The following is a 23,072-nucleotide window of genomic DNA, read 5'->3' as shown; positions in this document are numbered from 1 at the left end:
GATCGCCGCCGTCGGCCCGATCACCGCGGCGCCGCTGCGGGACGCCGACCTGCCGGTGCTCCAGGCGGAGCGCGGGCGGCTCGGCTCGCTCGTGCGGGCCGCGGCGGCGCACTTCGGCGGCGGCGGCGCACCGACGGCGCGGACCGCCGCGGGCGTGCTGCAGCTGCGCAGCGGCGGCGCGTGGATCGACGACCGCTTCGTGCCGCTCTCGCGCACCGGCGTGCAGGTGCTGGGCGCGCTGTTCGACGCGCGCGGCGGCGTCGTGCCGCGCGTCGACCTGCTCGAGGCGCTGCCCGGCACGGGCCGCAACGACCACGCCGTCGAGATGGCGGTCGCGCGCGTGCGCGAGAGCCTCGGCCCCGGCATCGTGCAGACCGTCATCAAACGCGGCTACCGGCTGCAGATCGAGGAGGACGACGAATGACGACGCTCGTCGCGTGTTCACACGGCACCCGTTTCGCCGAGGGCCGCGCCGCGGTCGCCGAGCTCGTCGCGCGGGTCGCCGACCTGCTGCCCGACATCCGCGTCGTGCCCGCCTTCGTCGACGTCGAGGAGCCGAGTCTCGCCCACGTCCTCGACGCCCTGCCGCACGGGGAGCCCGCCGTGGTGGTCCCGCTGCTGCTCTCGCGCGGATACCACACCGGTGTCGACATCGCGCGCGCCGTCGCGGCGCGCTCGGGCACGGCGGCCTCCGCGCCGCTGGGCCCGCACGAGCTGCTCGCCGACGTGCTCGCCGACCGCCTCGCCGAGGTCGCCGGGGGCGACGGGGGCCGCCGACCGGGCGATCACGTCGTGCTCGCGGCCGCGGGCTCGTCGGCTCCCATCGCCGTCGAGGACGTCGCCCGGCTGCGTGACCTGCTCGCGGAGCGTGTGCCCGCGCCGGTCACCGTCGGCTATGCGGCCGGAGCGTTCCCCCGCATCGGCGAGGCGATCGCGGACGCCCGCGCCGCCGGCGCCCGCAGGGTCGTCGTCGCCAGCTACGTGCTGGCGCCCGGTCACTTCGCGAACCTCGTCGCGGATGCCGGCGGCGACGCGGTCACCGCTCCGCTCGGCCCCGACCCGCGCATCGCCGAGCTCGTCGCCCTGCGCTTCCGCGCCGTGCCGGTCGTCCGCGGCAGCTGAGAGCCCCGCGCACGCCGGAAGGCCGGTGGCTCCGGGGGAGTCACCGGCCTTCCGACCCGAGGAGTCAGCCGCCGACCGTGACCGGCTCGCCGACGGGCTGCGCCGGAGCCGAGCCGGAGGCGGGTGCCGACGGCATCCCCGTCGGAGCGTGCATCGCGTGCGAGCCGCGTGCGCGTCGCACGCCCGGCGTCCGCGGCGCTGCGGTGCGGCCGTGCGTGACGTAGAGCGTGAGCCCGACGAAGCTGAGGCCGCCGATGAGGTTGCCCACCACGGTGGGGATCTCGTTCCAGATCAGGTAGTCCCACAGCGTGAAGTCCGCGCCGAGCAGCAGACCCGAGGGGAAGAGGAACATGTTGACGATCGAGTGCTCGAAGCCCATGTAGAAGAACAGCATGATGGGCAGCCACATGCCGATGACCTTGCCGGCGAAGCTGTCGGACGCCATCGCCATCACGACGCCGGTCGAGACCATCCAGTTGCACAGGACGCCGCGCACGACGAGCGTCAGCATGCCCGCCATCCCGTGCTCGGCGTAGCCGACGGTGCGGCCGTGGCCGATCTCGCCGATCGCGTGCCCCACCGCGCTGGGCTCGGTGGAGAACCCGTACGTGAAGTAGATCGCCATGAGCACCGCGACGAGGAACGCGCCGGCGAAGTTGCCGAGGAACACGAGGCCCCAGTTGCGCAGGACGCCGCCGACCGTGGCGCCCGGCCGCTTGTCGAGCCAGGCGAGCGGGGCGAGGGTGAAGACGCCGGTGAGCAGGTCGAACCCCATCAGGTACAGGAGCACGAAGCCCACCGGGAACAGCACCGCTCCGAGCAGCGGCTGACCGGTCTGCACCGACACCGTGACGGCGAAGGCGGCGGCGAGGGCGAGGATCGCGCCGCCCATGACGGCGCGGAGGAAGGTGTCACGGGTGGACATGAGGATCTTGGACGCGCCGGCATCCACCATGCGCGTGACGAGTTCGGCGGGTTTCACGTAGGACATGCGGGCCTCCGGAGAAGGTGGGCGGGAGTCGTGGGCTCCAGCATGCGACGCGCGGGTTTCGGTCGCGTGCGGCCGGTGTTGCCGCGCGGGAAAGGTCCGCTCACAACGGCGGACGCGCGTCGTGAGGACGGGCGGCCATGGTGTTCCGGCGCACTGTCTGCTAAAGTTGAGTCTGAAAGGCTCAACTTTGAGCCGCAAGACTTCAGGAGAACGAATGAACGCACAACCGCAGCCCGGACAGGAGGAGCAGAAGAGCCCCCTGGAACAGTTCGGCATCAACCTCACCGACCGCGCGCGACAGGGCAAGCTCGACCCCGTCATCGGACGCGACAGCGAGATCCGGCGGGTCAGCCAGGTGCTCACCCGCCGCACCAAGAACAACCCGGTGCTCATCGGCGAGCCCGGCGTCGGAAAGACCGCCGTCGTCGAGGGGCTCGCCCAGCGCATCGTCGCGGGCGACGTCGCCGAGAGCCTCAAAGACAAGGAGCTCGTCACCCTCGACATCTCCGCGCTCGTCGCCGGCGCCATGTACCGCGGCCAGTTCGAGGAGCGCCTCAAGAGCGTCCTCAAGGAGATCACCGAGTCCGACGGCCGCATCATCACGTTCATCGACGAGCTGCACGTCCTCATGGGCGCCGGCGGCGGCGAGGGGTCGGTCGCGGCATCCAACATGCTCAAGCCCATGCTCGCGCGCGGCGAGCTGCGCCTCATCGGCGCGACGACGCTCGACGAGTACCGCGAGTTCATCGAGAAGGACGCCGCGCTGGAGCGCCGCTTCCAGCAGGTCTACGTCGGCGAGCCCAGCGTCGAGGACACCGTCGCGATCCTCCGCGGGCTCAAGGGGCGCTACGAGGCGCACCACGGCGTGACGATCAGCGACAGCGCGCTCGTCGCCGCGGCATCCCTCTCCAACCGCTACATCCCGTCGCGTCAGCTGCCCGACAAGGCGATCGACCTCATCGACGAGGCCATGAGCCGGCTCAAGATGGAGATCGACTCGAGCCCGGTCGAGATCGACCAGCTGCGCCGCCAGGTCGACCGTATGCGCCTCGAGGAGCTCGCGCTGAAGAAGGAGAAGGACGACGCGTCGAAGGAGCGGCTCGCCAAGCTGCGCGAGCAGATGGATGCCGCGCAGTCCGAGCTCAAGACCCTCGAGGCGCGCTGGGAGCGCGAGCGCGCGGGCCTCAACCGCGTCGGCGACCTCAAGAAGCGGCTCGACGCGGCGATCACCGAGCGCGACCTGGCGCTGCGCGAGGCGAACTACGCGAAGGCGTCGAAGCTCGAGTACGAGACCATCAAGAAGCTGCAGGAGGACCTCGTCGAGGCCGAGCGCGCCGAGGCGGACCCGTCCGAGGAGCGCATGGTCAACGAGCAGGTGACCGACGAGGACATCGCCGCCGTGATCGCGGCGTGGACCGGCATCCCGGTCGGCAGGCTCATGCAGGGCGAGAGCGAGAAGCTCGTGCACCTCGAGGCCGAGCTGGGCAAGCGGCTGATCGGCCAGAAGGACGCCGTGAAGGCCGTGTCGGATGCCGTGCGCCGCTCGCGCGCGGGCATCAGCGACCCGAACCGGCCCACCGGCTCGTTCCTGTTCCTCGGCCCCACCGGCGTGGGCAAGACCGAGCTCGCGAAGGCGCTCGCCGAGTTCCTGTTCGACGACGAGCACGCCATGGTGCGCATCGACATGAGCGAGTACGGCGAGAAGCACTCGGTCGCGCGCCTGGTCGGCGCCCCTCCCGGCTACATCGGCTTCGAGCAGGGCGGCCAGCTCACCGAGGCCGTGCGGCGGCGCCCCTACAGCGTCGTGCTGCTCGACGAGGTCGAGAAGGCGCACCCGGAGGTCTTCGACATCCTGCTGCAGGTGCTCGACGACGGCCGGCTCACCGACGGGCAGGGTCGCACGGTCGACTTCACGAACGTGATCCTGATCCTGACGTCCAACCTGGGCTCGCCGATCCTCATCGACCCGACGCTGTCGTGGGAGCAGAAGCGCGAGCAGGTCATGGCGCTCGTGCGCCAGGCGTTCCGGCCCGAGTTCCTGAACCGGCTCGACGACATCGTGATGTTCGCCGCGCTGTCGCAGGACGACCTCGCCCAGATCGTCGAGCTGTCGGTCGACATCCTCCAGCGCCGGCTGCGCGATCGCCGCCTGACGCTGGCCGTCACGCCCGACGCCCGCGCGTGGCTCGCCGAGCGCGGCTACGACCCGCTGTTCGGTGCGCGTCCGCTGCGCCGGCTCATCCAGTCCGAGATCCAGGACCGCCTCGCGATGGCGCTGCTGTCGGGCGGCGTGCGCGACGGCGACCTCGTCCGCGTCGACGTGGACGCCGCGGGCGGGGGTCTCGTGCTCACGAGCACGGGTCCGGCCGAGGCGTCCACCGCCTCGGACGCGGATGACGACGTGATCGAGGCCGAGCTCATCGAGTAGACGTGCGGGATGCCGGTCGGCGTGTCCGTCGAGCCGAAGGCGCCGGCATCAGGCGAGGTCGGGCACGTTTGCGGTCCCGCTTCGCGGACGAGAGCCGCTCGTGTGCGATGCGGAGCGCCGCTCGGCGCCCTAGGCGTCGACGAGGAGGGACTCGGCGACGGGACGCCGGGTGCGCGGCGCGTTCTCGCGCTCCAGGAGCGCGGCGGGGGCGGATGCCGGGTCGCCCAGCACGCCGGCAGCGATGACGGTCACCGGGCGGAGGTTCGCGGGCAGGTCGAAGGCGCCCCGGATCGCGTCGGCGACGAAGCCGCCCATCTGGTGGGTGTGCAGGCCGTCGGCGTGCGCCTGCACGGTGAGGAGTGCGGCCGCCTGGCCCGCGTCGTAGAGCGCCCACGGCCGCACGGTGCCGTCTTCGCCCGCGGTCTCGGCGAGCACCGCGACGAGCGCCGAGGCGTCGGCTGCCCACGAGCGGTTGAAGCCGGTGAGCGCGTCGAGGAGAGCGGCGTGCGCGGCGGTGCCGCGGCGCGCGACGATGAAGCGCACCGGCTGGCTGTTGTTGGCCGACGGCGCCCAGCGGGCGGCCTCGAGGGCGCTCGCGAGCGCGTCCTCGTCGAGGGCGGCGGACGCGTCGAACAGGCGCGTGCTCCAGCGTTCGGCGAGCACGTCCAGGATGGGCGCGTCGGTGGGTGCGGTGCGGTCGAGGATGCGGGTCATGGCGTCTCCGGGTCGGTGTTCTGCGGGCGGGACGCCGTCGGCCCATCCCCATTCAACCGAATGGACCTGTGCATTGTTCCCGAGCTGGCCGTGCGAAGGACGTCGCGCCGACCGTCGGCCCGACGCGTCCGGACGGCGCCAGGCGCGGCACGGACCGGACGCGACGACCGATGCGGGTCGCGGTCAGTCGAGCCGCTTGCCGATCGCGACGACCCCGGGAGCGTCCGCCTCAGCGGGAGCGAGCTGCCAGCGCTTGGCGGGGATGTCCTGCCCGGCCGCGGTGCGATGAGCGGGCATCGCGAGGGTCAGCGCGCCGTCCTGCTCGCCCGGAACGAGGTCGGCGTCGACCTCCAGCCCGTCGTCGAAGACGATGCGCACGCGGCCCGGGTCGGCGGGGACGGCGTCCCGCGCCTCGAGCCGTGCGCCGCGATAGAGATGGGTGTTGGTCGCGTGCAGGACGGTGTCGCTCATGCCCGAGACCTTACGCGTCCACGAGGGGGTGCCGGCGACTGACGCCGTCGGTGCCGGGTCGGGAGCGTCGGTCCCGCACCGCTCAGGCCTCGGTCGGCTCGGCGGCGGCACGGGCGAGCGCCGCGCGCACGACGCGCACCGCGGGCGACCGGGCGTACGAGAGGCGCGCGGACGAGAACACCTCGCGACGGGGGTCGCCGGGGAGCGGCGAGAGGTCCATGCGCGGCGTGATGCCCGACCAGAGGAGCTCGGGCAGGAAGCCCACGGCGTTGCCGTTGCGGATCAGGCGGATGTGGGCCATGAGGTCGGCGGTCTCGTAGCGCACGTCGGGCTCGAAGCCCGCCGAGCGGCACACCTGCTCGGCCCAGTCGCGCGTCACCGTGCCGGACGGCTCCATCACCCACGCCGCCGCGCGCGTGGACAGGAGCGCCTCGGCGGGGTCGGCGAATGCCGCCGCGCCGAGCGGCCGTGCGAGCGAGATCGCGTCGGATGCCAGCGGCACGCGGTCGAGGTCGAGCCGAGGCCGCCGCGAGCGACCGGGGTACTCCTCGGCGAGCGCGAGATCGACCTCGCGCGCGGCGACCGCGAGCAGGCCCCGCTCGGGCTCGCTCTCGGTCACCTCGACGCGGAGGTCGGGGTGGCCGGCGGCGAGGATGGAGAGCGTGGACGGGATGAGCGCGTGCGCCGCGGACTGGAGCACGGCGATCCGGATCGTGCCCACGACCGTCGACAGCGACTGGGCGACCGCGACCTCGGCGTCCTCGAGCCGCGCCAGGATCTCGATCGCGTGCGAGACGAGGACCTCGGCCTGCGGCGTGAGCTGCACGCCGCGTCCGGCGTGGGCGAGGAGCGGCACCCCGACGTCGCGCTCCAGCGCGCTGAGCTGCTGCGACACCGATGCGCGGCTGTACGAGAGGGCGTCGGCCACGGCCGCGAGCGTCCCGCGTCGGCTCAGTTCGACGAGGAGGCGCAGGCGACGGGCATCCAGCATCGTCCTCCGCAATCGTTCAGGAAAGCCAAACGAACCTCGTCGCAGTCGATTGATAGACGTGGACGACAGGTCTGGTTCAGAATGGCCAAACCCATACATGATCGTATACACACTCGTATGGAAGCACTAGCTCACTGGAGACCCAATGCCCACCGTCGATGTCACCCGAACGGCATCCTCTGAAGAGGTCGTCACCCTCGTCCGCCGCTGGCTGGAGGAGAGCAGGGAGTATCCGGTCGAGTCCGCCGCGCAACGGCTGGCCGAGGTCCTGAAGGACCCGAACGGCCTCGACTTCACGGTCGGCTTCGTCGACGGCGTCATGCGCCCGGAGGACGTGGACGTCGCCGGGCGGAAGCTGGCCGAGCTCTCCGACATCACCCCGCAGTTCCTTCCGTTCTATCTGCGCTCGGCGATCGGCGTCGGCGGCTTCATGGCGCCGCGGCTCCCCGCCGTGGTCGTGCCGATCGCACGCCGCGTGCTGCGCGCCATGGTCGGCCACCTCGTCCTCGACGCGACGCCCGCCAAGCTCGGACCGGCGATCGCGAAGCTCCGCAAGAGCGGCAACCGGCTGAACCTCAACCTGCTCGGCGAGGCCGTGCTCGGCGAGCGCGAGGCGGGCCGGCGCCTGAAGGGCACGTACGAGTTCCTCGCGCGCGACGACGTCGACTACGTCTCGATCAAGGTGTCGAGCGTCGTCAGCCAGCTGTCGATGTGGTCGTTCGACGAGGCCGTCGAGGACGTCGTCGGCAAGCTCACCCCGCTGTACGAGCTCGCCGCGCGCAGCGTGCGACAGGGCAAGGCGAAGTTCATCAACCTCGACATGGAGGAGTACCGCGACCTCGACCTGACGATCGCGGCGTTCACGCGGCTGCTCGACCAGCCGCAGCTGAAGGGCCTCGAGGCCGGCATCGTGCTGCAGACCTACCTGCCCGACGCGCTCGGCGCCATGCAGCACCTCCAGGAGTGGGCGACGAAGCGCCGCGCGGCCGGCGGCGCCCCCGTCAAGGTGCGCATCGTCAAGGGCGCGAACCTCGCCATGGAGGAGGTCGACGCCGCGGTGCACGACTGGCCGCTGGCGACGTACTCCACGAAGCAGGACTCCGACACGAACTACAAGCGCGTGCTCGACTGGTCGATGACGCCGGAGCGGCTGGATGCCGTCCGCATCGGCGTCGCCGGCCACAACCTGTTCGACGTCGCCTACGCGTGGCTCACGGCGAAGGCCCGCGGGGTCACCAAGGACGTCGAGTTCGAGATGCTCCTCGGCATGGCCACGGGCCAGGCCGAGGCCGTGCGCAAGGACGTCGGCCGGCTGCTGCTGTACACGCCCGTGGTCGACCCCGCCGAGTTCGACGTCGCGATCGCCTACCTCGTCCGTCGCCTGGAGGAGAACGCCAGCCAGGAGAACTTCATGTCGGCCGTGTTCGAGCTGGCCGACAGCGAGCCGCTGTTCACGCGTGAGCGGCAGCGGTTCGAGCGGTCGCTGTCGGCGCTCGAGGCCGACCGCGACGCCCCGCGACGCAACCGCCCGCAGAACCGCGCCGCCGAGCCGGACGGGCCGACCGGCACGGTGACGGGCTTCCGCAACGAGCCCGACACCGACCCGGCGCTCGGCGACAACCGCGCGTGGGGCCGCGAGATCCTCGCGCGCTCGGTCGACACCGACCTCGGCGTCGCGGCGATCGCCGCCGCGCGCATCGACGACGCGGCCCAGCTCGACGAGGTCATGCGCCGCACGCTCGCCGCCGCGGAGGAGTGGGGCCGTACGCCCGGCGAGGAGCGCGCCGCCGTGCTGCATCGCGCGGGCGAGATGCTCGCGGCCCGCCGCGCCCGGCTCATCGAGATCATGGCGCACGAGGCCGGCAAGACGATCGCCGAGGCCGACCCCGAGATCAGCGAGGCGGTCGACTTCGCGCACTACTACGCCGAACGGGCGAAGGAACTGGACGCCGTCGACGGCGCCGCGTTCGTCCCGTCCAAGCTCACCGTCGTCACGCCGCCGTGGAACTTCCCGGTGGCGATCCCCGCCGGCGGCGTGCTCGCCGGGCTCGCCGTGGGGTCGGGCGTCATCATCAAGCCGGCCAAGCTCACCCAGCGCTGCGGCGCGGTGATGGTCGAGGCGCTGTGGGACGCGGGCGTGCCGCGCGACCTGCTGGCGCTCGTCGACCTCGGCTCGCGCGACCTCGGCACGCAGCTCGTCGCGAGCCCCGACGTGGATCGCGTCATCCTCACCGGCGCCTACGAGACCGCGCAGCTGTTCCGCTCGTTCCGCAAGGATCTGCCGCTGCTGGCCGAGACCAGCGGCAAGAACGCGATCATCGTGACGCCGTCTGCCGACCTCGACCTCGCCGCCGCCGACGTCGCCAAGAGCGCCTTCGGGCACGCCGGCCAGAAGTGCTCGGCGGCGTCGCTCGCGATCCTCGTCGGCTCGGTGGCGGACTCGAAGCGCTTCGAGCGTCAGCTCGTGGATGCCGTCACCTCGCTCCGCGTCGGCTACCCGGCCGACCCCACCACGCAGATGGGCCCGGTGGTGGAGCCCGCGACCGGCAAGCTGCTCACCGCGCTCACGACGCTCGACGCGGGGGAGCGGTGGCTCGTCGAGCCGAAGCGGCTCGATGACAGCGGCACGCTGTGGTCGCCCGGCGTGAAGACCGGCGTCGCGCCCGGGTCGTACTTCCACCTGACCGAGTTCTTCGGCCCGGTGCTGGGGATCATGCACGCGAAGGACCTCGACGAGGCGATCGCGCTGCAGAACGCCGTCGACTACGGCCTGACGGCGGGACTGCACTCGCTCGACGCCGCAGAGCTCGCGGTGTGGCTCGAGCGGGTCCAGGCCGGCAATCTCTACATCAACCGCGGCATCACGGGCGCCATCGTACAGCGCCAGCCGTTCGGCGGCTGGAAGAAGTCCGCCGTCGGCGCCGGCGCGAAGGCCGGCGGACCGAACTACCTGTTCGGCCTCGGCGAGTGGGTCCCGGCCGAGCCCGCGGCGGTCGCGGCGGAGCTGTCCGACCTGTCGGCCCCGGTGGCCGACCTCGTGCGCGCGGCGCGCACGGTGCTCGAGGGCGACGACGGCGAGCGCCTGCTGGCGGCAGCGGCGAGCGACGAGCGCGCCTGGTGGAGCGGGTTCGGCATCGCCGAGGACGTCTCGCAGCTCGGCGTGGAGCGGAACGTGTTCCGCTACCGCCCCGCCGAGGTCGAGGTCCGCATCGCGGACGACGCGCCGCTGGCCGACGGCATCCGGGTCATCGCCGCCGCCCTGCGCAGCGGCGCGCCCGTGGTCGTCTCGTCCTCGGCCGTGCTGCCCGACGCGATCCGTCGCGCCGCCTCCGCGGGCGGACTGTCGATCGTCCGCGAGAGCGATCGCGTGTGGACCGAGCGGATCGCGGCCCGTCGCGCCGAGCCGCAGCGCGTGCGCCTCGTCGGCGGCGACCCGTCGGCGCTGTTCGAGGCGCTGGACGGCTCGCCCGACGTCGCCGTCTGGTCGCACCCGGTCACGAACGCCGGTCGCGTCGAGCTGCTGCCGTTCCTGCACGAGCAGGCCATCTCGATCACCAACCACCGCTTCGGCAACCCGACATCGCTGTCGTCGGGGGTCGTCTGAAAGACGTCGCGCTCCGGCGGCGTTCATATCACCAGGGAGAAAGCAGGAACCGATGAGAAAGTCACTTCTTCGTCGAACAACGCTGTTTGCCGCCGCGATCGTCTCCGCAGGAGCGCTCGCACTCGCAGGCTGCTCGTCGAACACCCCCGCCGCTGAGCCCAGCGACGACGCGGATGCCGGCACCGCCACGGTGCAGACCATCACCCCCGGCGTGCTGAAGATCGGCTCGCAGCAGTCCTACATCCCCGGCGAGTTCTTCGAGGAGGGGTCGGACCAGGTGCAGGGCTTCAGCGTCGACTTCCTCGACGAGATCGCCAAGCGCCTGGGGCTGAAGCCGGAGTGGACGCAGGTCGACTACTCCGCGATCATCACCGGTCTGCAGTCGGGACAGTTCGACATGGGCTCGGGCGGCATGAGCCCGAACCCCGATCGCCTCGCACAGGTCGACATGGTCGGCTACTTCCAGTCCGGCGCGACGTTCATCCTCCGCCAGGAGGACAAGGGCAAGTACACCGACGCGCAGTCGCTGTGCGGCGAGACCATCGGCATGCTCGAGGGCTCGTCGACGCTCGAGGCCGCGATCGCCAAGGAGAACGAGACGTGCGCGTCGCCGATCGTGATCGAGCACTACACGTCGACGCCGCTGGGTCTGCAGGGACTGCTGTCCAAGCGCATCACGGCCTACACGCCCGACGTCGCGCAGACGCAGTACATCGTGAAGCAGAACCCGGACGACTTCGTGCCGATCGGCGACTACACGCTCGTGGACTACCTGATCAACTACACGTTCACCAAGGAGAACACCCAGCTCCGCGACGCCGTCTACGACGCGCTGCAGGAAATGATGGACGACGGCACGTACGACGAGATCCTCACGAAGTGGGGCATCACCAGCGGTGGCCTGACGAAGCCGGCGCTCAACGGGGAGCTCGACGCGACCCCGTGACCCGTTCGTGCGGGCCCGTCGTCCGGCGGGCCCGCACGGGCACCCCGCGGCGCACGTCGCCGCGCTGCCCCCTCCGATGAAGGAGAAGCAATGACACGCACAGAGACTCTGGCCCAGACGCCAGAGGTGTATTTCCCCGTCCGTCACAAGACTCCGTGGGGTCAGATCCTCCAGGGCGGCATCGTCATCGTCCTCGTGGTCTGGATCGTCGGAGCGTTCGTCGCCTCCGGTGTGTTCGACTTCGCCACCGTCGCGAAGTACCTGATCGGCCCGCAGATCCTCATGGGTGTGTGGAACACGCTGACGCTCGCCACCCTGTCCACCGCGATCGCTCTCGTGCTCGGCACGATCGTGGCGCTCATGCGGATCTCGTCGAACCGGGTGCTGTCCACCGCGGCATCCGTCTACGTGTTCATCTTCCGCGGCACGCCGATGCTGGTCCAGCTGCTGATCTGGTTCTACGCGATCCCGCGCATGGTCGGGCAGGTGACCATCGGCATCCCGTTCACGGACATCGTGTGGGTCGACCAGCCCGCGAGCACGTTCTTCACGCCGTTCGTGGCGGGCCTGTTCGCCCTGTCGCTGGCCGAGACCGGCTACATGGCCGAGGTGATCCGCTCCGGCATCCTCGGCGTCGACGCGGGTCAGCGCGACGCGGCCAAGGCGCTGGGAGTGCCCAAGAGCAAGGTGACGATCCAGATCGTGCTCGCGCAGGCGATCCGCATCGTGATGCCCGCCACGGCGAACCAGTACATCATGATGATCAAGAACACCTCGCTCGCGTACACGATCGGGTACATGGAGATCCTGCTCACGGTGAGCCGCATCTACTACGCGAACTTCAAGTACCTCGAGCTGCTGCTCGTGGCCGCATTCTGGTACCTCGTGCTGACCGCCGTGATCACGGCGCTCCAGCATGTCCTCGAGCGCCGTTTCCCGGCGAGGTGATGTGATGACTGAACGCAAGCTCAAGATGGAGTCCGCCCACGTCTACAAGTCGTTCGGCGAGGTGAAGGTCCTCCACGACGTGTCGGTCAAGGTGCACGAGGGCGAGGTCGTCGCGCTGATCGGCCCGTCCGGCGCCGGGAAGTCGACGTTCCTCCGGTGCGTCAACAACCTGCAGCCGATCGACTCGGGCACCGTGGAGATCGACGGCGAGCTGATCGGCTACAAGAAGGTCGGCGACCAGCTCGAGGAGCTCCCCGACAAGGTCGCCTCCGCGCAGCGGGCCAAGGTCGGCATGGTGTTCCAGAACTTCAACCTGTTCCGGCACATGACCGCGCTCGGCAACGTCTCGTACGGCCAGATCGAGGTGCTCGGCCGCTCGCGCAAGGCGGCCGACGAGGTCTCTCGCGACCTCCTCGACAAGGTCGGCCTCAAGGGCAGGGAGGACCGGTACCCGGTGCAGCTGTCCGGCGGGCAGCAGCAGCGCGTGGCGATCGCCCGGGCCCTCGCGATGGACCCCGCGATGATCCTGCTCGACGAGCCCACGAGCGCACTCGACCCCGAGCTGCGCGTCGAGGTCGCCCAGGTCATCAAGGACATGGCCGCCAGCGGCCGCACGATGCTCATGGCGACGCACGACATCCCGCTCGTGCGCGACATCTCGGACTACATCATCTTCATGGTGGACGGCCGGATCGTCGAGCAGGGGCCGGCGCAGAAGCTCCTGCACGACCCCGACAACGAGCGCACGAAGTCCTTCCTCAACAAGATGGGCGAGTGACAGCCGCGACCGACCTGTCCCGGGGTGGCCGCCTCGCAACGAGCGAGGGGGTCACCCCCGGCCGCGTCGGCCTCTACGCGTTGATGACGACGATCTGGGGATCGAGCTTCTTCTTCACGGCGATCGCGCTGCGCGCCTTCAACCCGTTCCTGCTCGTGCAGCTGCGGATGGTGCTCGCGACGATCGTGCTCGGCGTCTTCGTCGCGGCGACGCGCCGCCGCCTGCCGACGTCGGGCCGCATCTGGATGCACTTCGTCGTGCTCGGGTTCGTCAGCATCGCCTTCCCGTACGCGCTGCTCACCTGGGCGCAGGTGTGGGTGGACTCGTCGACGGCGATCGTGCTGTCGAGCACCACGCCGATCTTCGTCTTCCTGTTCGCCACCTTCGTCACGCGGACGGAGCGGTTCGAGGTGCTGCGGCTCGTCGGGATCGTCGTCGCGTTCGCGGGCGTGATCCTGCTCACCTCGGGGGGCGGCGGCTCGTCGGGCTGGTTCTGGCCGATGGTCATCGTGTTCACGTCGGCGGTGTACGCGGTCGCGAACATCTACACGCGCACGTTCGTCTCGTCGGTCGACCCGATGGTCACGGCGCTCCTGCAGCTCGGATTCGGCAGCCTGTGGCTCGCGCCCGTGACGACGCTGACGGGGAGCTGGCACGTCGAGGATCCCGGCATCCTGCCGATCCTCGCCGTGCTCGAGCTGGGACTCCTCGGCTCGGCGTTCGCGTACGTGCTGTTCTTCTTCTTCATCAAGACGTGGGGCTCGACCGCCACGAGCATCAACACCTATCTGCAGCCCGTGGTCGGCGTGCTCCTGGGCGTCGTCGTCCTCGGCGAGCGCCCGACGCCGCTGGGCGGCGTCGCGCTGGCGGTCATCGTCGTGGGCGTCGCGCTGTTCGGATGGTCGGGGATCCGCCGGCTCAGATCCGCGGGAAAGATGGATTGACTTCCGTATACAGAGATGCATACGGTAAGATGGACACCGTTCCGACGACCGTCTAAGGAGACGCATGTATTACTTCGGCTACTGCACGTACCTGCTCGACGAAGAGCGCGTGAAGTACATCCCTGAGGCCAAGACGATCACGAAGGCGAAGGCGCCCAACCACGAGATCCAGTTCCGCTCCGCCGGCGACCGCGAGGACCGCGGCTGGTGCCACCTCGCCGACCGCGGCTCCGCGTACGGCAAGGTCGCGCAGGGCATGGTCTACGAGGTGAACGACGACCGCGTCAACGACGACTTCGACGACTTCGACATCGTCTTCCTCACCGTGCACGGCGACGACGGCAAGGCCTACGACTGCTTCACCTACGTGCTGCAGCGGCCCGGCAAGCGCATGCGTCCGCCGCGGTTCTACTGGGAGCGCGTGCCCAACGGCTTCCGCCAGCAGGAGTTCCCCGAGGAGTACGTCCAGTCGATCGAGAAGACGTTCGAGGAGGCGGCCGAGTGCCCCGACTTCGAGCGCCCGATGCCGTCGGCGACGCCCGGTCGTTCGGCCGACAGCCGCTGAGCCGCCACGAAGACGCGCACGCGTCCCTCTCCGGAGGGCGCGTGCGCGTCTTTCGTCTCCGCGGTCGGCGAGGCTGCGGGTCAGCGGCTGACGCGGGGCTCCAGGCCGAGCGAGCGGGCGACGATCGTCGCGGTGCGCTCGACGTGCTGGCGGGCGAGGCGGCCGGCCTCGTCGGCGTCGCCGGCGGTCAGCGCGGCCAGCAGGGCGCGGTGCTCGGCGTCGACCCGGGCGATGTCGGCATCCGAGAAGAGCACCGGCCGCGAGAAGTTCCAGTAGTTGATGTCGGTGCTCCGGGTGAAGGCCGCGAGCACCCCGTTGGACGCCGCCTCGCCGATGAGCGCGTGGAACCTGCTGTTGAGGGCGTTGACGTCCTGGCGGTCATCGGTGCGCTCCATCTCCTCGATCAGTCCCTCGAGCTCGCGCAGCGTCGCCTCGTCGATGCGGGTCGCCGCGAGCCGGGCCGTGGCGCCTTCCAGTTCGGCACGCGCCTCGAGGAACTCCAGGACCTCGGAGGGGCGATGGTCACGGACCATCCAGCCCTTCTGCCTCACGACGAGGCCCTCCTGGCGCAGGCGCAGGAGCGCCTCGCGCACCGGCGTGCGGCTCACGCCGAGCTCGGCGGCGAGCTCCTCCTCGATGAGCCGCTGATTCGGCCGCAAGTCGCCGCTGAGGATCGCATCGCGCAGCCTCGAGTGGCTGAAGTCCGCAGACGTCTCGGTTCCAGCGTCGACCTTCATTGGCACGGCATCCTTCCGGTTCACTCGAAGTGTAGGGGACATGCGGCCGGTCGCGTCAGCGGCGAGCACGCAGGGCGAGCACGCCTCCGATCACGAGACACGCCGCGAGCGGGATGCCGCCGGAGACCGCCATGCCCACGCGCGGACCCGCGTGCTCGACGATCCAGCCCAGCAGGAGCCCTCCGAACGCCTGCCCGCCGACGGCGATGAGGAGGTAGAGGGACATCACCCGACCGCGGATCCTGCGGTTGGACGAGAACTGCAGCAGCGTGTTGGCCGCCGTCCACATCAGGATGCTGCCGGCCGCGGCGAGCGCGAGGAGCACGACGAACGAGATCGGCTCGGGCGCGAACGACGACGCCAGCTTGAGCGTCATGAACAGGGCCGTGGCGAGGTAGACGCTGCGCAGGCTCACGGTCTGCCGGCGCAGCGAGAGCAGGGCTCCCAGGAGTGCGCCCGCACCGACCATCGAGGTGTACAGGCCGTAGCCGGCGGCGCCCGAGAAGAAGACGCGATCGGCCATGCCGGTGAGGAGCACCGGCCAGTTGAGCCCGACGAGCGAGACGAAGACCAAGAGCAGCAGCGTCCAGAAGATCGCGGGCTTGCGGCGGCAGTAGCGCAGCGCCTCGGCGATCTGGCCTTTCGCACGCGGTGCGCGCTCGCGGGGGAGGAGGGCGGCGCGCGGGATGGCGGCCAGTGCGACCAGCGCGACGATCGACAGCACGCCCGAGGCGAGGAAGGCCCACTGCGCGCCGAGCGGCAGGAGCAGTCCGCCCAGCGCGGGGCCCGCCATCGTGCCGACCTGGAACGTCGTCGAGTTGAGGCTGATCGCGTTCGGCAGCTGGGCCGGGCCCACCAGCTCGCTGACGTAGATCTGCCGCGCCGGCTGGTCCAGGGGCGACAGCAGCCCGACGACGGCGACGGCCGCGAAGATCGCGATCGCCGACAGCCCGTCGGCGAAGGCGAACGCCGCCAGGGCGAGGCTCACCGCGAGCGCCCCGCTCTGGGTGAGGAAGAGGATGCGCCGCGTCGCGTGACGGTCGACGATCACGCCGCCCCACATGCCGAACAGCAGCATGGGGCCGAACTGGAACAGCACGAGCGCGCCGACCATCGCGACGCTGCCGGTGAGCTCGAGGACCATCCAGTCCTGCGCGATGCGCTGGATCCAGACCGCCATCGTCGAGGCGAGCTGGCCGCCGACGTAGACGCGGAAGGCGGGCACGCCGAGCGCGTGGAAGAGGCCGCGGCCCCCGGGACGCCGATCCGGGACCGGCAGGGCCTCGGTCGGTGTCCCCTCGACCATCAGCTCTTCCGGATCTCCAGGATGGTCCCCGCGCCCTCCCGGGTGTCGAAGTAGCAGAACCCGGTGCCGTTCTCGCGCACGCCGCGGGAGATGACCCCGAGTCCGAGCGCGCGACCGAGGTCCGTGCCGGCGGAGAGGTCGTCGACGTCGAACCCGAGGTGGAAGATGCCCTCCCCGCGCTCGTCGAGGAAGCGGCGCTGGGGCGTGTCGTGCTCGGACGGCTCGCACAGCTGCAGCTGGAAGTTCTCCAGGTCGCAGCACTTGTACCGCATCGCCTTGGTGCCCTCTTCGCTGGGGACCTCGAGCTCGACGTAGGGGCTCGACTTCGGATAGTCGAACCAGGGCCCGATCCCGAGCGTCTCGTAGTAGGACACGGCCGCCTCGAGGTCGCGCACGATGACGCACACGTGGTGGAGGCGACGGAACGGACTGTCCTGCGGCGCGAGAAGCGGCTTCTCGGAAGCGACGTTGCTTTGCATACTGAAGAGTATACGTGTGTGGGTCGCGGTCCGACCGCTCCGAGGTGCGAGAGCCAATCGTTATCGAGCGATACCGGGTTCTTCCGACGGCACGGTAGCCATCGGGGGGTCGACCGTATTATCGTTCTGCATACACGCAAGTGTACGGACCTGGATTCCCGAGCCAGGGCCGTCCCGCAGGACCGAACCCTCGAAGAAGAGAGCCAAAATGCGTACACCTCTACGCACCCTGTTCACCGCCACCGCCGCCGTCGCGGCAGTCCTCGTCGTCGCAGGCTGCGCCTCGAGCACCCCGGCCGAGCCGGTCGCGACCAAGACCGAGGCGGCCACCTCGTCGGAGGCCGCCGCCCTCGTCCCCGAGGCGATCAAGGAGCGCGGCTATGTCATCGTCGCGACCGACTCGCAGTGGGGCGCGCCGACGAACTACCACCCCGACGGCGACACCACCAAGTGGGCGGGCATCGAGCACGACCTCATCAAGGCCATGGAGCCGATCCTCGGCGTCGAGTTCCGGCAGGAGGCCGCGGCCTTCACCTCGATCATCACCGGCGTCGCGTCCGGTCGCTACGACCTCGGCGTCAGCGGCTTCCAGGACAAGGTCGAGCGCCAGCAGGTCGTCGACATGATCGGCTACATGGGCGGCGGCGGCAGCACGCTCATCGTCAAGAGCGGCAACCCGCTCAAGATCCACGAGCCGGCCGACATGTGCGGCAAGACCGCCGCGTTCGTCGTCGGCTCCACCGACGAGACGTACTGGCGCGCCTTCTCGACCGACAACTGCAAGGCCGACGAGCAGATCGAGATCCTCACCTTCCCCGACCGACCTGCTGCTCTCCTCGCCGTCGACTCGGACCGTGCCGCGGTGACCGCGGGCGGCGCGGTGTTCGCGCTGAACCTGAAGCACAACTGGGACGGCATCCACACGGGCAACCAGGACAAGTACGAGACGCTGACGGACGAGATCTCCTACGGCATCTCGAACATGCCGGCCGCCTTCATGGCGCCCAAGGGCGACGACTCGATCCGCGACGCGGTCATGGCGGCGCTGCAGGAGATGATCGACAGCGGCGAGTACAAGGAGATCATGGCGAAGTGGGACTACCCCGACTCCTGGCTCTGGACCGAGCCGAAGCTGAACTCCGCCACCGAGTGAGAACTCGCCATCCGCGGTCCCGTCGTCGAAGCACGAGAGTCGAGAACTTGTGAACGAGAAGTCTGACGATCTCGCCGGCGTCGCCCTGGGCGCCCGCACGGCGACGGAGACCGCGGGTGGTGGGACGAGCCCGGAGCGGGCGGAACGGGCGCCGGGGGAGGTCCCGGTCCACTCGACGTTCCAGTTCCGCCCGCTCCGGGTGCTGCTGACGCTCGCCGCACTCGGCATCCTGGCGGCGGCGCTCCTCGCCTTCCTCAACTCGCCGAACATCAAGTGGGAGGTCTTCTTCCAGTTCGTCCTCTCCGGGCAGGTCATCAAGGGCGTCGAGCTGACCCTCGTCCTGACGGTGATCTCGATGGTGCTCGGCACGATCCTCGGCATCGTCGCCGCCTTCGGCAAGATGTCGCGCATCCAGGGCGTGCGGCTCCTCGCCAACGTGTACATCTGGATCTTCCGCGGCACGCCGCTGCTGGTCCAGGTGATCTTCGCCTTCAACCTCGCGCTGTTCATCCCGGTGATCCAGATCGGGCCGTGGGCGATCAACACGAACTCGCTCATGACGCCGTTCTTCAGCGCAGCCCTGGCCCTGACCCTCAACGAGGGCGCCTACATGGCCGAGTACATCCGCGGCGCGATCCTCGGCGTCGACCCCGGTCAGCGCGAGGCCGCCCTCTCGCAGGGCATGAGCCCGCTGCGCGCCATGCGGCGCATCATCCTGCCGCAGGCGATCCCCTCGCTCATCCCGGTGCTGGGCAACCAGACCATCTCGATGCTGAAGGCGACCTCGATCGTGTCGGTCATCGCCGCGGCCGAGCTGCTCACGCAGGTGACGATCATCTACAACCAGAACTACTACGTGATCGAGCTGCTGCTCGTCGCGTGCGCCTGGTACATCACGATCGTCTCGATCGCCTCGATCGCCCAGCACTTCATCGAGAAGGAGCTCGCGAACCGGATGCTGTCGCGCAGCGGCCGCACGTCGTTCCGGTCCAAGTTCCTCCGCAACCTCTCGCTGCGGCGCGCATGAGCGCGGCAGACGACCCCCACCCCATCGAGACCAGGAAGCGACGGACATGACGACCAAGGCCCACACGGCGGCCGTCCGGCTCGAGCAGGTCACCAAGAGCTTCGGCACCCTCACCGTGCTCCGCGGCGTGGATCTGGTGGCCGAGCCCGGGACCGTGACGTGCATCATCGGCCCCTCCGGGTGCGGCAAGAGCACGCTGCTGCGCTGCATCAACCACCTCACCACCGTCGACTCCGGCCGCATCTGGATCGGCGACGAGCTGGCCGGCTACCGCGAGGCGAACGGCCGCCTCTACGACGCGAAGGACCGCGACATCAACCGGATGCGCTCGCGCATCGGCATGGTGTTCCAGCACTTCAACCTCTACGGCCACATGACGGTGCTCCGCAACATCACCGAGGCGCCCGTCAAGGTGCTCGGACAGCCCGCGCGCGCCGCGAAGCTCCGCGCGCTCGAGCTGCTGGAGCAGGTGGGCCTGAGCGACAAGGCGCACTCGTACCCGCGTCAGCTCTCCGGCGGGCAGCAGCAGCGCGTCGCGATCGTGCGCGCTCTCGCCGGTGCCCCCGAGCTGGTGCTGTTCGACGAGCCGACGTCGGCGCTCGACCCCGAGCTCGTCCAGGAGGTGCTCGAGGTCATGCGCCGGATCGCCGACGAGGGCATGACGATGATCGTCGTGACCCACGAGCTCGCGTTCGCGCGCGAGGTCGCCGACCAGGTCGTCTTCATGGACGCCGGCAAGGTCGTCGAGCGCGGCACCCCCGCCGAGGTGCTGGACAACCCGCGGGAGGAGCGCACGAGACGGTTCATCGCCCAGGTGCGCCGCGAGACGACCGAGCACGTCCCGATCGAGGAGCCCCTGCCCCCTGTCCTCGGCGAGCAGATCGTCCCCCTGCCCTAGTCCGTCCCATCCCGCCCGCGCCGGCGGCCCCGATCCACCCGATACCGCCCTCAGTAGGAAGAACCATGTCTGCCGCACCCCTGTCCGTCCAGCTCTGGACCCTGCGCGAGCTCATCGCCGACGACCTCCCCGGCACGCTGCACCGGCTCGCCGACCTCGGCTTCACGAACGTCGAGCCGTTCCGCGTGCGCGACTCCGCGGGGCTCGGCGACGCCCTGCGCGACGCCGGGCTGAAGGCCCCCACGACCCACCAGGTGTTCCTGCGCGACGGGTCGATCGACGAGGTCGCGGCGCTCGCGGCATCCTTCGGCATCGGCACCGTCGTCGACCCCGTGGTGGCGCCGGAGTTCTGGACCACGCGCGACGACGTCGCGCGCACGGCCGAGCGACTCAACGAGGCCGCCGTGATCGCGGCTCGGCACGGCGTCACCGTGGGCTACCACAACCACGCCCACGAGTTCCTCAACGAGATCGACGGCCGGCCGGCGCTGGAGTACTTCGCGACGCTGCTGGCGCCCGAGGTGGTGCTCGAGGTCGACACGTACTGGGTGACCGTCGGCGGGCACGACCCGGTGGACGTGCTCGGCAGGCTCGGCGACCGCGTCGTCGCGATCCACGTCAAGGACGGCCCGGGCACGACCGAGAAGAAGGACCAGGTCGCCGTGGGCAGCGGGAGCCTGCCGATCCCCGCGATCCTGGATGCCGCGCCGAACGCGCTGCGCGTGATCGAGCTCGACGACTGCCGCACCGACCGGTTCCAGGCCGTCGCCGACAGCTTCGCCTACCTGTCCGGGCTGGACGAGGGCGCGCGGGCGTGAGCGACGGACCCGTCGGCGTCGGCGTCATCGGCGCCGGCGTCATCAGCACCCGCTACCTGACGAACCTCGGCTCGTTCCCCGACGTCGACGTGCGCTTCGTCGCGGACATCGACCTCGACCGGGCGGCGGCGCAGGCCGCGGCCTTCGACGTGCCGCGGTCGGGGACGGTCGACGAGCTCCTCGCCGATCCCGACGTGGAGATCGTCGTCAACCTGACGATCCCCGCCGTCCACGCCGAGGTCGCGCTCGCCGCGATCGAGGCGGGCAAGGACGTGTGGAGCGAGAAGCCGTTCGCCCTCGACCGCGCCGCCGGGCGCGCGCTCGTCGACCGCGCCCGCGCGCTCGGGCGTCGCGTCGCCACCGCGCCGGACTCGTTCCTCGGCTCGGCGGTGCAGACCGCGCGCCGGCTGATCGAGGCCGGCGAGATCGGCGAGCCCATGACCGCGCTCTCGATCATGCAGACGCCGGGCCCCGACGGCTGGCATCCGAATCCCGACTTCCTCTTCCAGGAGGGCGCGGGACCGCTGTTCGACATCGGCCCGTACCATCTCACGGCGCTGGTCCAGCTGCTCGGTCCGATCGCCCGGGTCACGGCGACCACGTCGCAGGCGCGGGCCACGCGCACGATCGGTTCCGGCCCGCGCGCGGGGGAGAGCTTCGCGGTCACCACGCCGACGCACATCTCGGCGATCTACGAGTTCGAGTCGGGCGTGAGCGCGCAGAGCCTGTTCAGCTTCGACTCCAAGCTGCCCCGCGTGCTGTTCGAGGTGTCCGGCGTCGAGGCGACGCTGAGCATCCCCGATCCGAACACCTACCAGGGCGAGCTGGTCGTCCACCGCGGTCGCGACGACGCGCGGACCGTCCCGTCGAGCGGGGTCACGACCAACCACGGCATCGGGGTCGCCGAGCTCGCGCAGGCCATCCGCGCGGGGCGCCCCGAGCGGGCATCCGGCGAGCAGGCCTATCACGTGCTCGACGCGATGCTGTCGACGCTCGACTCCGCGCGGTCGGCCCGTCCGGTCGACGTGGAGAGCACGGTCGTCGTGGCGCCGCCGCTGCCCGAGGACTGGGACCCGCACGTCGCCACGCTCCGCGTGGCGTGAGACCTCTGTCCGCGACGGCAACGGAAGGAACCGACCCGAAGGATCTCGAACCGGCGCGCGTACGGCGCGCGCACCCACCGACCACTGAGACGACGACGTTCTACACACATCACTGAAAGGCAAGACATCACCATGAGCAAGCTCGAGGTCACCAACCGCGAGACGCACCCGTCCTACCAGTTCGACGAGGTCACCGAGTGCTGGACCGGGCTCACCAAGGCGGAGGAGTACGGCGTCTTCATCGGCGTCTGCGCCTACGGCGCCCTGCCCGAGGGCAAGACGCCCGAGGAGCTGGCCCACCCCGAGGCCGAGGCCGAGCTCTTCTACGTGCTCAACGGATCGGGCTACGTCTACCTGGAAGGCAAGGAGACCACGGAGCTCCGCAAGGGCGACTCGTTCGTCCTGCCTGCCCAGCCGAACCACCAGATCTGGTCCGCCTCCGCCGACGAGCCGATCGAGATCCTGTTCGTGGCCATGGACGGCAAGCGCCTGGCCTGATCTCCCCGAAAGGCTGCGGGGGTCTCCGACGAGACCCCCGCAGCCTTCGTGCATTCCGGGCGGAAATCGACTGCGGAAAAGGGATTGCCTTCAAGGGGAAATTGCAGCATGATTGTCTGCATACAGAGCAGAGTACAGCTCCGTATGTGATGTAGGAATTCTCAATGAGGAGGAAAAGGACATGAGCAGCTCCCCGATCACCAATTGGATCGAGAGCGAGCCCTATCAGTTCGACCCGCTCACGCGCGTCTGGCCGAAGGTCATCAAGGACGGCGGTTTCGGCGGGCAGGCCGGCGTGGCAGAGTACTCCGCGCTGCCGGAGGGCACGTCGCCGGCCGACATCGCCCACGTCGAGTGGAACGTCGAGCTCTTCTACGTCGTCAGCGGCGAGGGCCTCGTCTACATCGAGGGCGAGGAGGAGCTCGTCCCGGTGAAGCAGGGCGACTGCTACCCGTTGCCGCCGGTGCGGCCGCACCTCGTGTTCTCCACCTCCCCGGAGGAGCCGATCGTCGTGTTCTACGTGGAGATGACGGGGCCCACCAGCAAGACCT

General features: G+C 70.2%; 23 protein-coding genes. 16 read left to right on the top strand and 7 right to left on the bottom strand.

All coding sequences use genetic code 11. From position 1 onward, the window contains the following. Positions 1-424, top strand: a 424-nt coding sequence (locus WML84_RS03805; RefSeq protein WP_347344815.1) for a winged helix-turn-helix domain-containing protein, incomplete at its 5' end; no start/stop codon positions are given. Then, the gene (locus WML84_RS03800) at positions 421-1,122 is read left to right on the top strand and encodes a CbiX/SirB N-terminal domain-containing protein (RefSeq protein WP_347344814.1); all 702 of its coding nucleotides are present in this window, start codon (positions 421-423) and stop codon (positions 1,120-1,122) included. The genes WML84_RS03805 and WML84_RS03800, both read left to right, overlap by 4 nt. 64 nt (positions 1,123-1,186) lie before the next feature. Here WML84_RS03800 and WML84_RS03795 read toward each other — a convergent pair whose 3' ends face one another. Next, entirely contained in the window at positions 1,187-2,113 is a 927-nt protein-coding gene (locus tag WML84_RS03795) for a formate/nitrite transporter family protein (protein ID WP_347344813.1), read from the bottom strand. A gap of 214 nt (positions 2,114-2,327) precedes the next feature. Here WML84_RS03795 and WML84_RS03790 point away from each other — a divergent pair, with 214 nt between their 5' ends. Further along, entirely contained in the window at positions 2,328-4,541 is a 2,214-nt protein-coding gene (locus tag WML84_RS03790) for an AAA family ATPase (RefSeq protein ID WP_347344812.1), read from the top strand. A 129-nt stretch (positions 4,542-4,670) separates the two neighbouring features. Here WML84_RS03790 and WML84_RS03785 read toward each other — a convergent pair whose 3' ends face one another. From WML84_RS03785 to WML84_RS03775, 3 genes are all read right to left on the bottom strand, one after another. Then, a complete protein-coding gene (locus WML84_RS03785; RefSeq protein WP_347344811.1) occupies positions 4,671-5,255 on the bottom strand; it encodes a nitroreductase family protein in 585 nt (194 codons plus the stop codon). Positions 5,256-5,438: 183 nt separating this feature from the next. Next, positions 5,439-5,726 (bottom strand): hypothetical protein, encoded by a 288-nt coding sequence (locus WML84_RS03780; RefSeq protein WP_347344810.1) that lies wholly within the window; start codon positions 5,724-5,726, stop codon positions 5,439-5,441. 82 nt (positions 5,727-5,808) lie between these two features. Further along, a complete protein-coding gene (locus WML84_RS03775; protein ID WP_347344809.1) occupies positions 5,809-6,717 on the bottom strand; it encodes a LysR substrate-binding domain-containing protein in 909 nt (302 codons plus the stop codon). A gap of 145 nt (positions 6,718-6,862) precedes the next feature. Here WML84_RS03775 and WML84_RS03770 point away from each other — a divergent pair, with 145 nt between their 5' ends. The 6 genes from WML84_RS03770 (at position 6,863) to WML84_RS03745 (ending at position 14,502) form a co-directional block, all read left to right on the top strand. After that, positions 6,863-10,321: a proline dehydrogenase family protein gene (locus tag WML84_RS03770; protein ID WP_347344808.1), complete on the top strand. Its 3,459-nt coding sequence runs from the start codon at positions 6,863-6,865 to the stop codon at positions 10,319-10,321. A 52-nt stretch (positions 10,322-10,373) separates the two neighbouring features. After that, a complete protein-coding gene (locus WML84_RS03765) occupies positions 10,374-11,267 on the top strand; it encodes an ABC transporter substrate-binding protein (protein WP_347344807.1) in 894 nt (297 codons plus the stop codon). A 90-nt stretch (positions 11,268-11,357) separates the two neighbouring features. After that, on the top strand, positions 11,358-12,215 hold the full coding sequence (locus WML84_RS03760) for an amino acid ABC transporter permease (protein WP_347344806.1): 858 nt from the start codon (positions 11,358-11,360) through the stop codon (positions 12,213-12,215). A 4-nt stretch (positions 12,216-12,219) separates the two neighbouring features. Next, positions 12,220-12,993 carry an amino acid ABC transporter ATP-binding protein gene (locus tag WML84_RS03755; protein ID WP_347344805.1) on the top strand — a complete coding sequence of 258 codons (774 nt, stop codon included), beginning with the start codon at positions 12,220-12,222 and terminating at the stop codon, positions 12,991-12,993. Then, positions 12,990-13,937: an EamA family transporter gene (locus tag WML84_RS03750; RefSeq protein WP_347344804.1), complete on the top strand. Its 948-nt coding sequence runs from the start codon at positions 12,990-12,992 to the stop codon at positions 13,935-13,937. Before WML84_RS03755 ends, WML84_RS03750 begins: the two co-directional genes overlap by 4 nt. Before the next feature lie 64 nt (positions 13,938-14,001). Continuing rightward, positions 14,002-14,502, top strand: coding sequence for a hypothetical protein (locus WML84_RS03745; RefSeq protein WP_347344803.1), 501 nt, complete (start codon positions 14,002-14,004; stop codon positions 14,500-14,502). Between the two features lie 80 nt (positions 14,503-14,582). Here the strand turns inward: WML84_RS03745 and WML84_RS03740 are convergent, their stop codons facing one another. The 3 genes from WML84_RS03740 to WML84_RS03730 are packed head-to-tail and all read right to left on the bottom strand — an operon-like array spanning position 14,583 to position 17,024. Continuing rightward, complete coding sequence (locus WML84_RS03740; RefSeq protein WP_347344802.1) at positions 14,583-15,239, bottom strand: GntR family transcriptional regulator; 657 nt, start codon at positions 15,237-15,239, stop codon at positions 14,583-14,585. Between the two features lie 55 nt (positions 15,240-15,294). Continuing rightward, positions 15,295-16,545, bottom strand: coding sequence for an MFS transporter (locus WML84_RS03735; RefSeq protein ID WP_347344801.1), 1,251 nt, complete (start codon positions 16,543-16,545; stop codon positions 15,295-15,297). Then, a complete protein-coding gene (locus WML84_RS03730; RefSeq protein WP_347344800.1) occupies positions 16,545-17,024 on the bottom strand; it encodes a VOC family protein in 480 nt (159 codons plus the stop codon). Before WML84_RS03730 ends, WML84_RS03735 begins: the two co-directional genes overlap by 1 nt. Positions 17,025-17,232: 208 nt before the next feature. Here WML84_RS03730 and WML84_RS03725 point away from each other — a divergent pair, with 208 nt between their 5' ends. From WML84_RS03725 to WML84_RS03695, 7 genes are all read left to right on the top strand, one after another. Further along, complete coding sequence (locus WML84_RS03725) at positions 17,233-18,177, top strand: transporter substrate-binding domain-containing protein (RefSeq protein WP_347344799.1); 945 nt, start codon at positions 17,233-17,235, stop codon at positions 18,175-18,177. Between the two features lie 49 nt (positions 18,178-18,226). After that, positions 18,227-19,204 carry an amino acid ABC transporter permease gene (locus WML84_RS03720; protein ID WP_347344798.1) on the top strand — a complete coding sequence of 326 codons (978 nt, stop codon included), beginning with the start codon at positions 18,227-18,229 and terminating at the stop codon, positions 19,202-19,204. A gap of 46 nt (positions 19,205-19,250) precedes the next feature. After that, on the top strand, positions 19,251-20,102 hold the full coding sequence (locus WML84_RS03715) for an amino acid ABC transporter ATP-binding protein (protein WP_347344797.1): 852 nt from the start codon (positions 19,251-19,253) through the stop codon (positions 20,100-20,102). 65 nt (positions 20,103-20,167) lie between these two features. Further along, the gene (locus tag WML84_RS03710) at positions 20,168-20,920 is read left to right on the top strand and encodes a sugar phosphate isomerase/epimerase (protein ID WP_347344796.1); all 753 of its coding nucleotides are present in this window, start codon (positions 20,168-20,170) and stop codon (positions 20,918-20,920) included. After that, a complete protein-coding gene (locus tag WML84_RS03705) occupies positions 20,917-22,023 on the top strand; it encodes a Gfo/Idh/MocA family oxidoreductase (protein WP_347344795.1) in 1,107 nt (368 codons plus the stop codon). The genes WML84_RS03710 and WML84_RS03705 overlap by 4 nt, the downstream gene beginning before the upstream one ends. Before the next feature lie 132 nt (positions 22,024-22,155). Next, entirely contained in the window at positions 22,156-22,521 is a 366-nt protein-coding gene (locus WML84_RS03700) for a cupin domain-containing protein (protein WP_347344794.1), read from the top strand. Positions 22,522-22,702: 181 nt separating this feature from the next. Continuing rightward, positions 22,703-23,072, top strand: a 370-nt coding sequence (locus WML84_RS03695; RefSeq protein ID WP_347344793.1) for a cupin domain-containing protein, incomplete at its 3' end; no start/stop codon positions are given.

Source organism: Microbacterium sp., assembly GCF_039812165.1.
In the GTDB taxonomy this organism is placed as follows: domain Bacteria; phylum Actinomycetota; class Actinomycetes; order Actinomycetales; family Microbacteriaceae; genus Microbacterium.
Note: the sequence above shows the minus strand (reverse complement) of the source record. Positions and strands in the feature narration are given on the sequence as shown.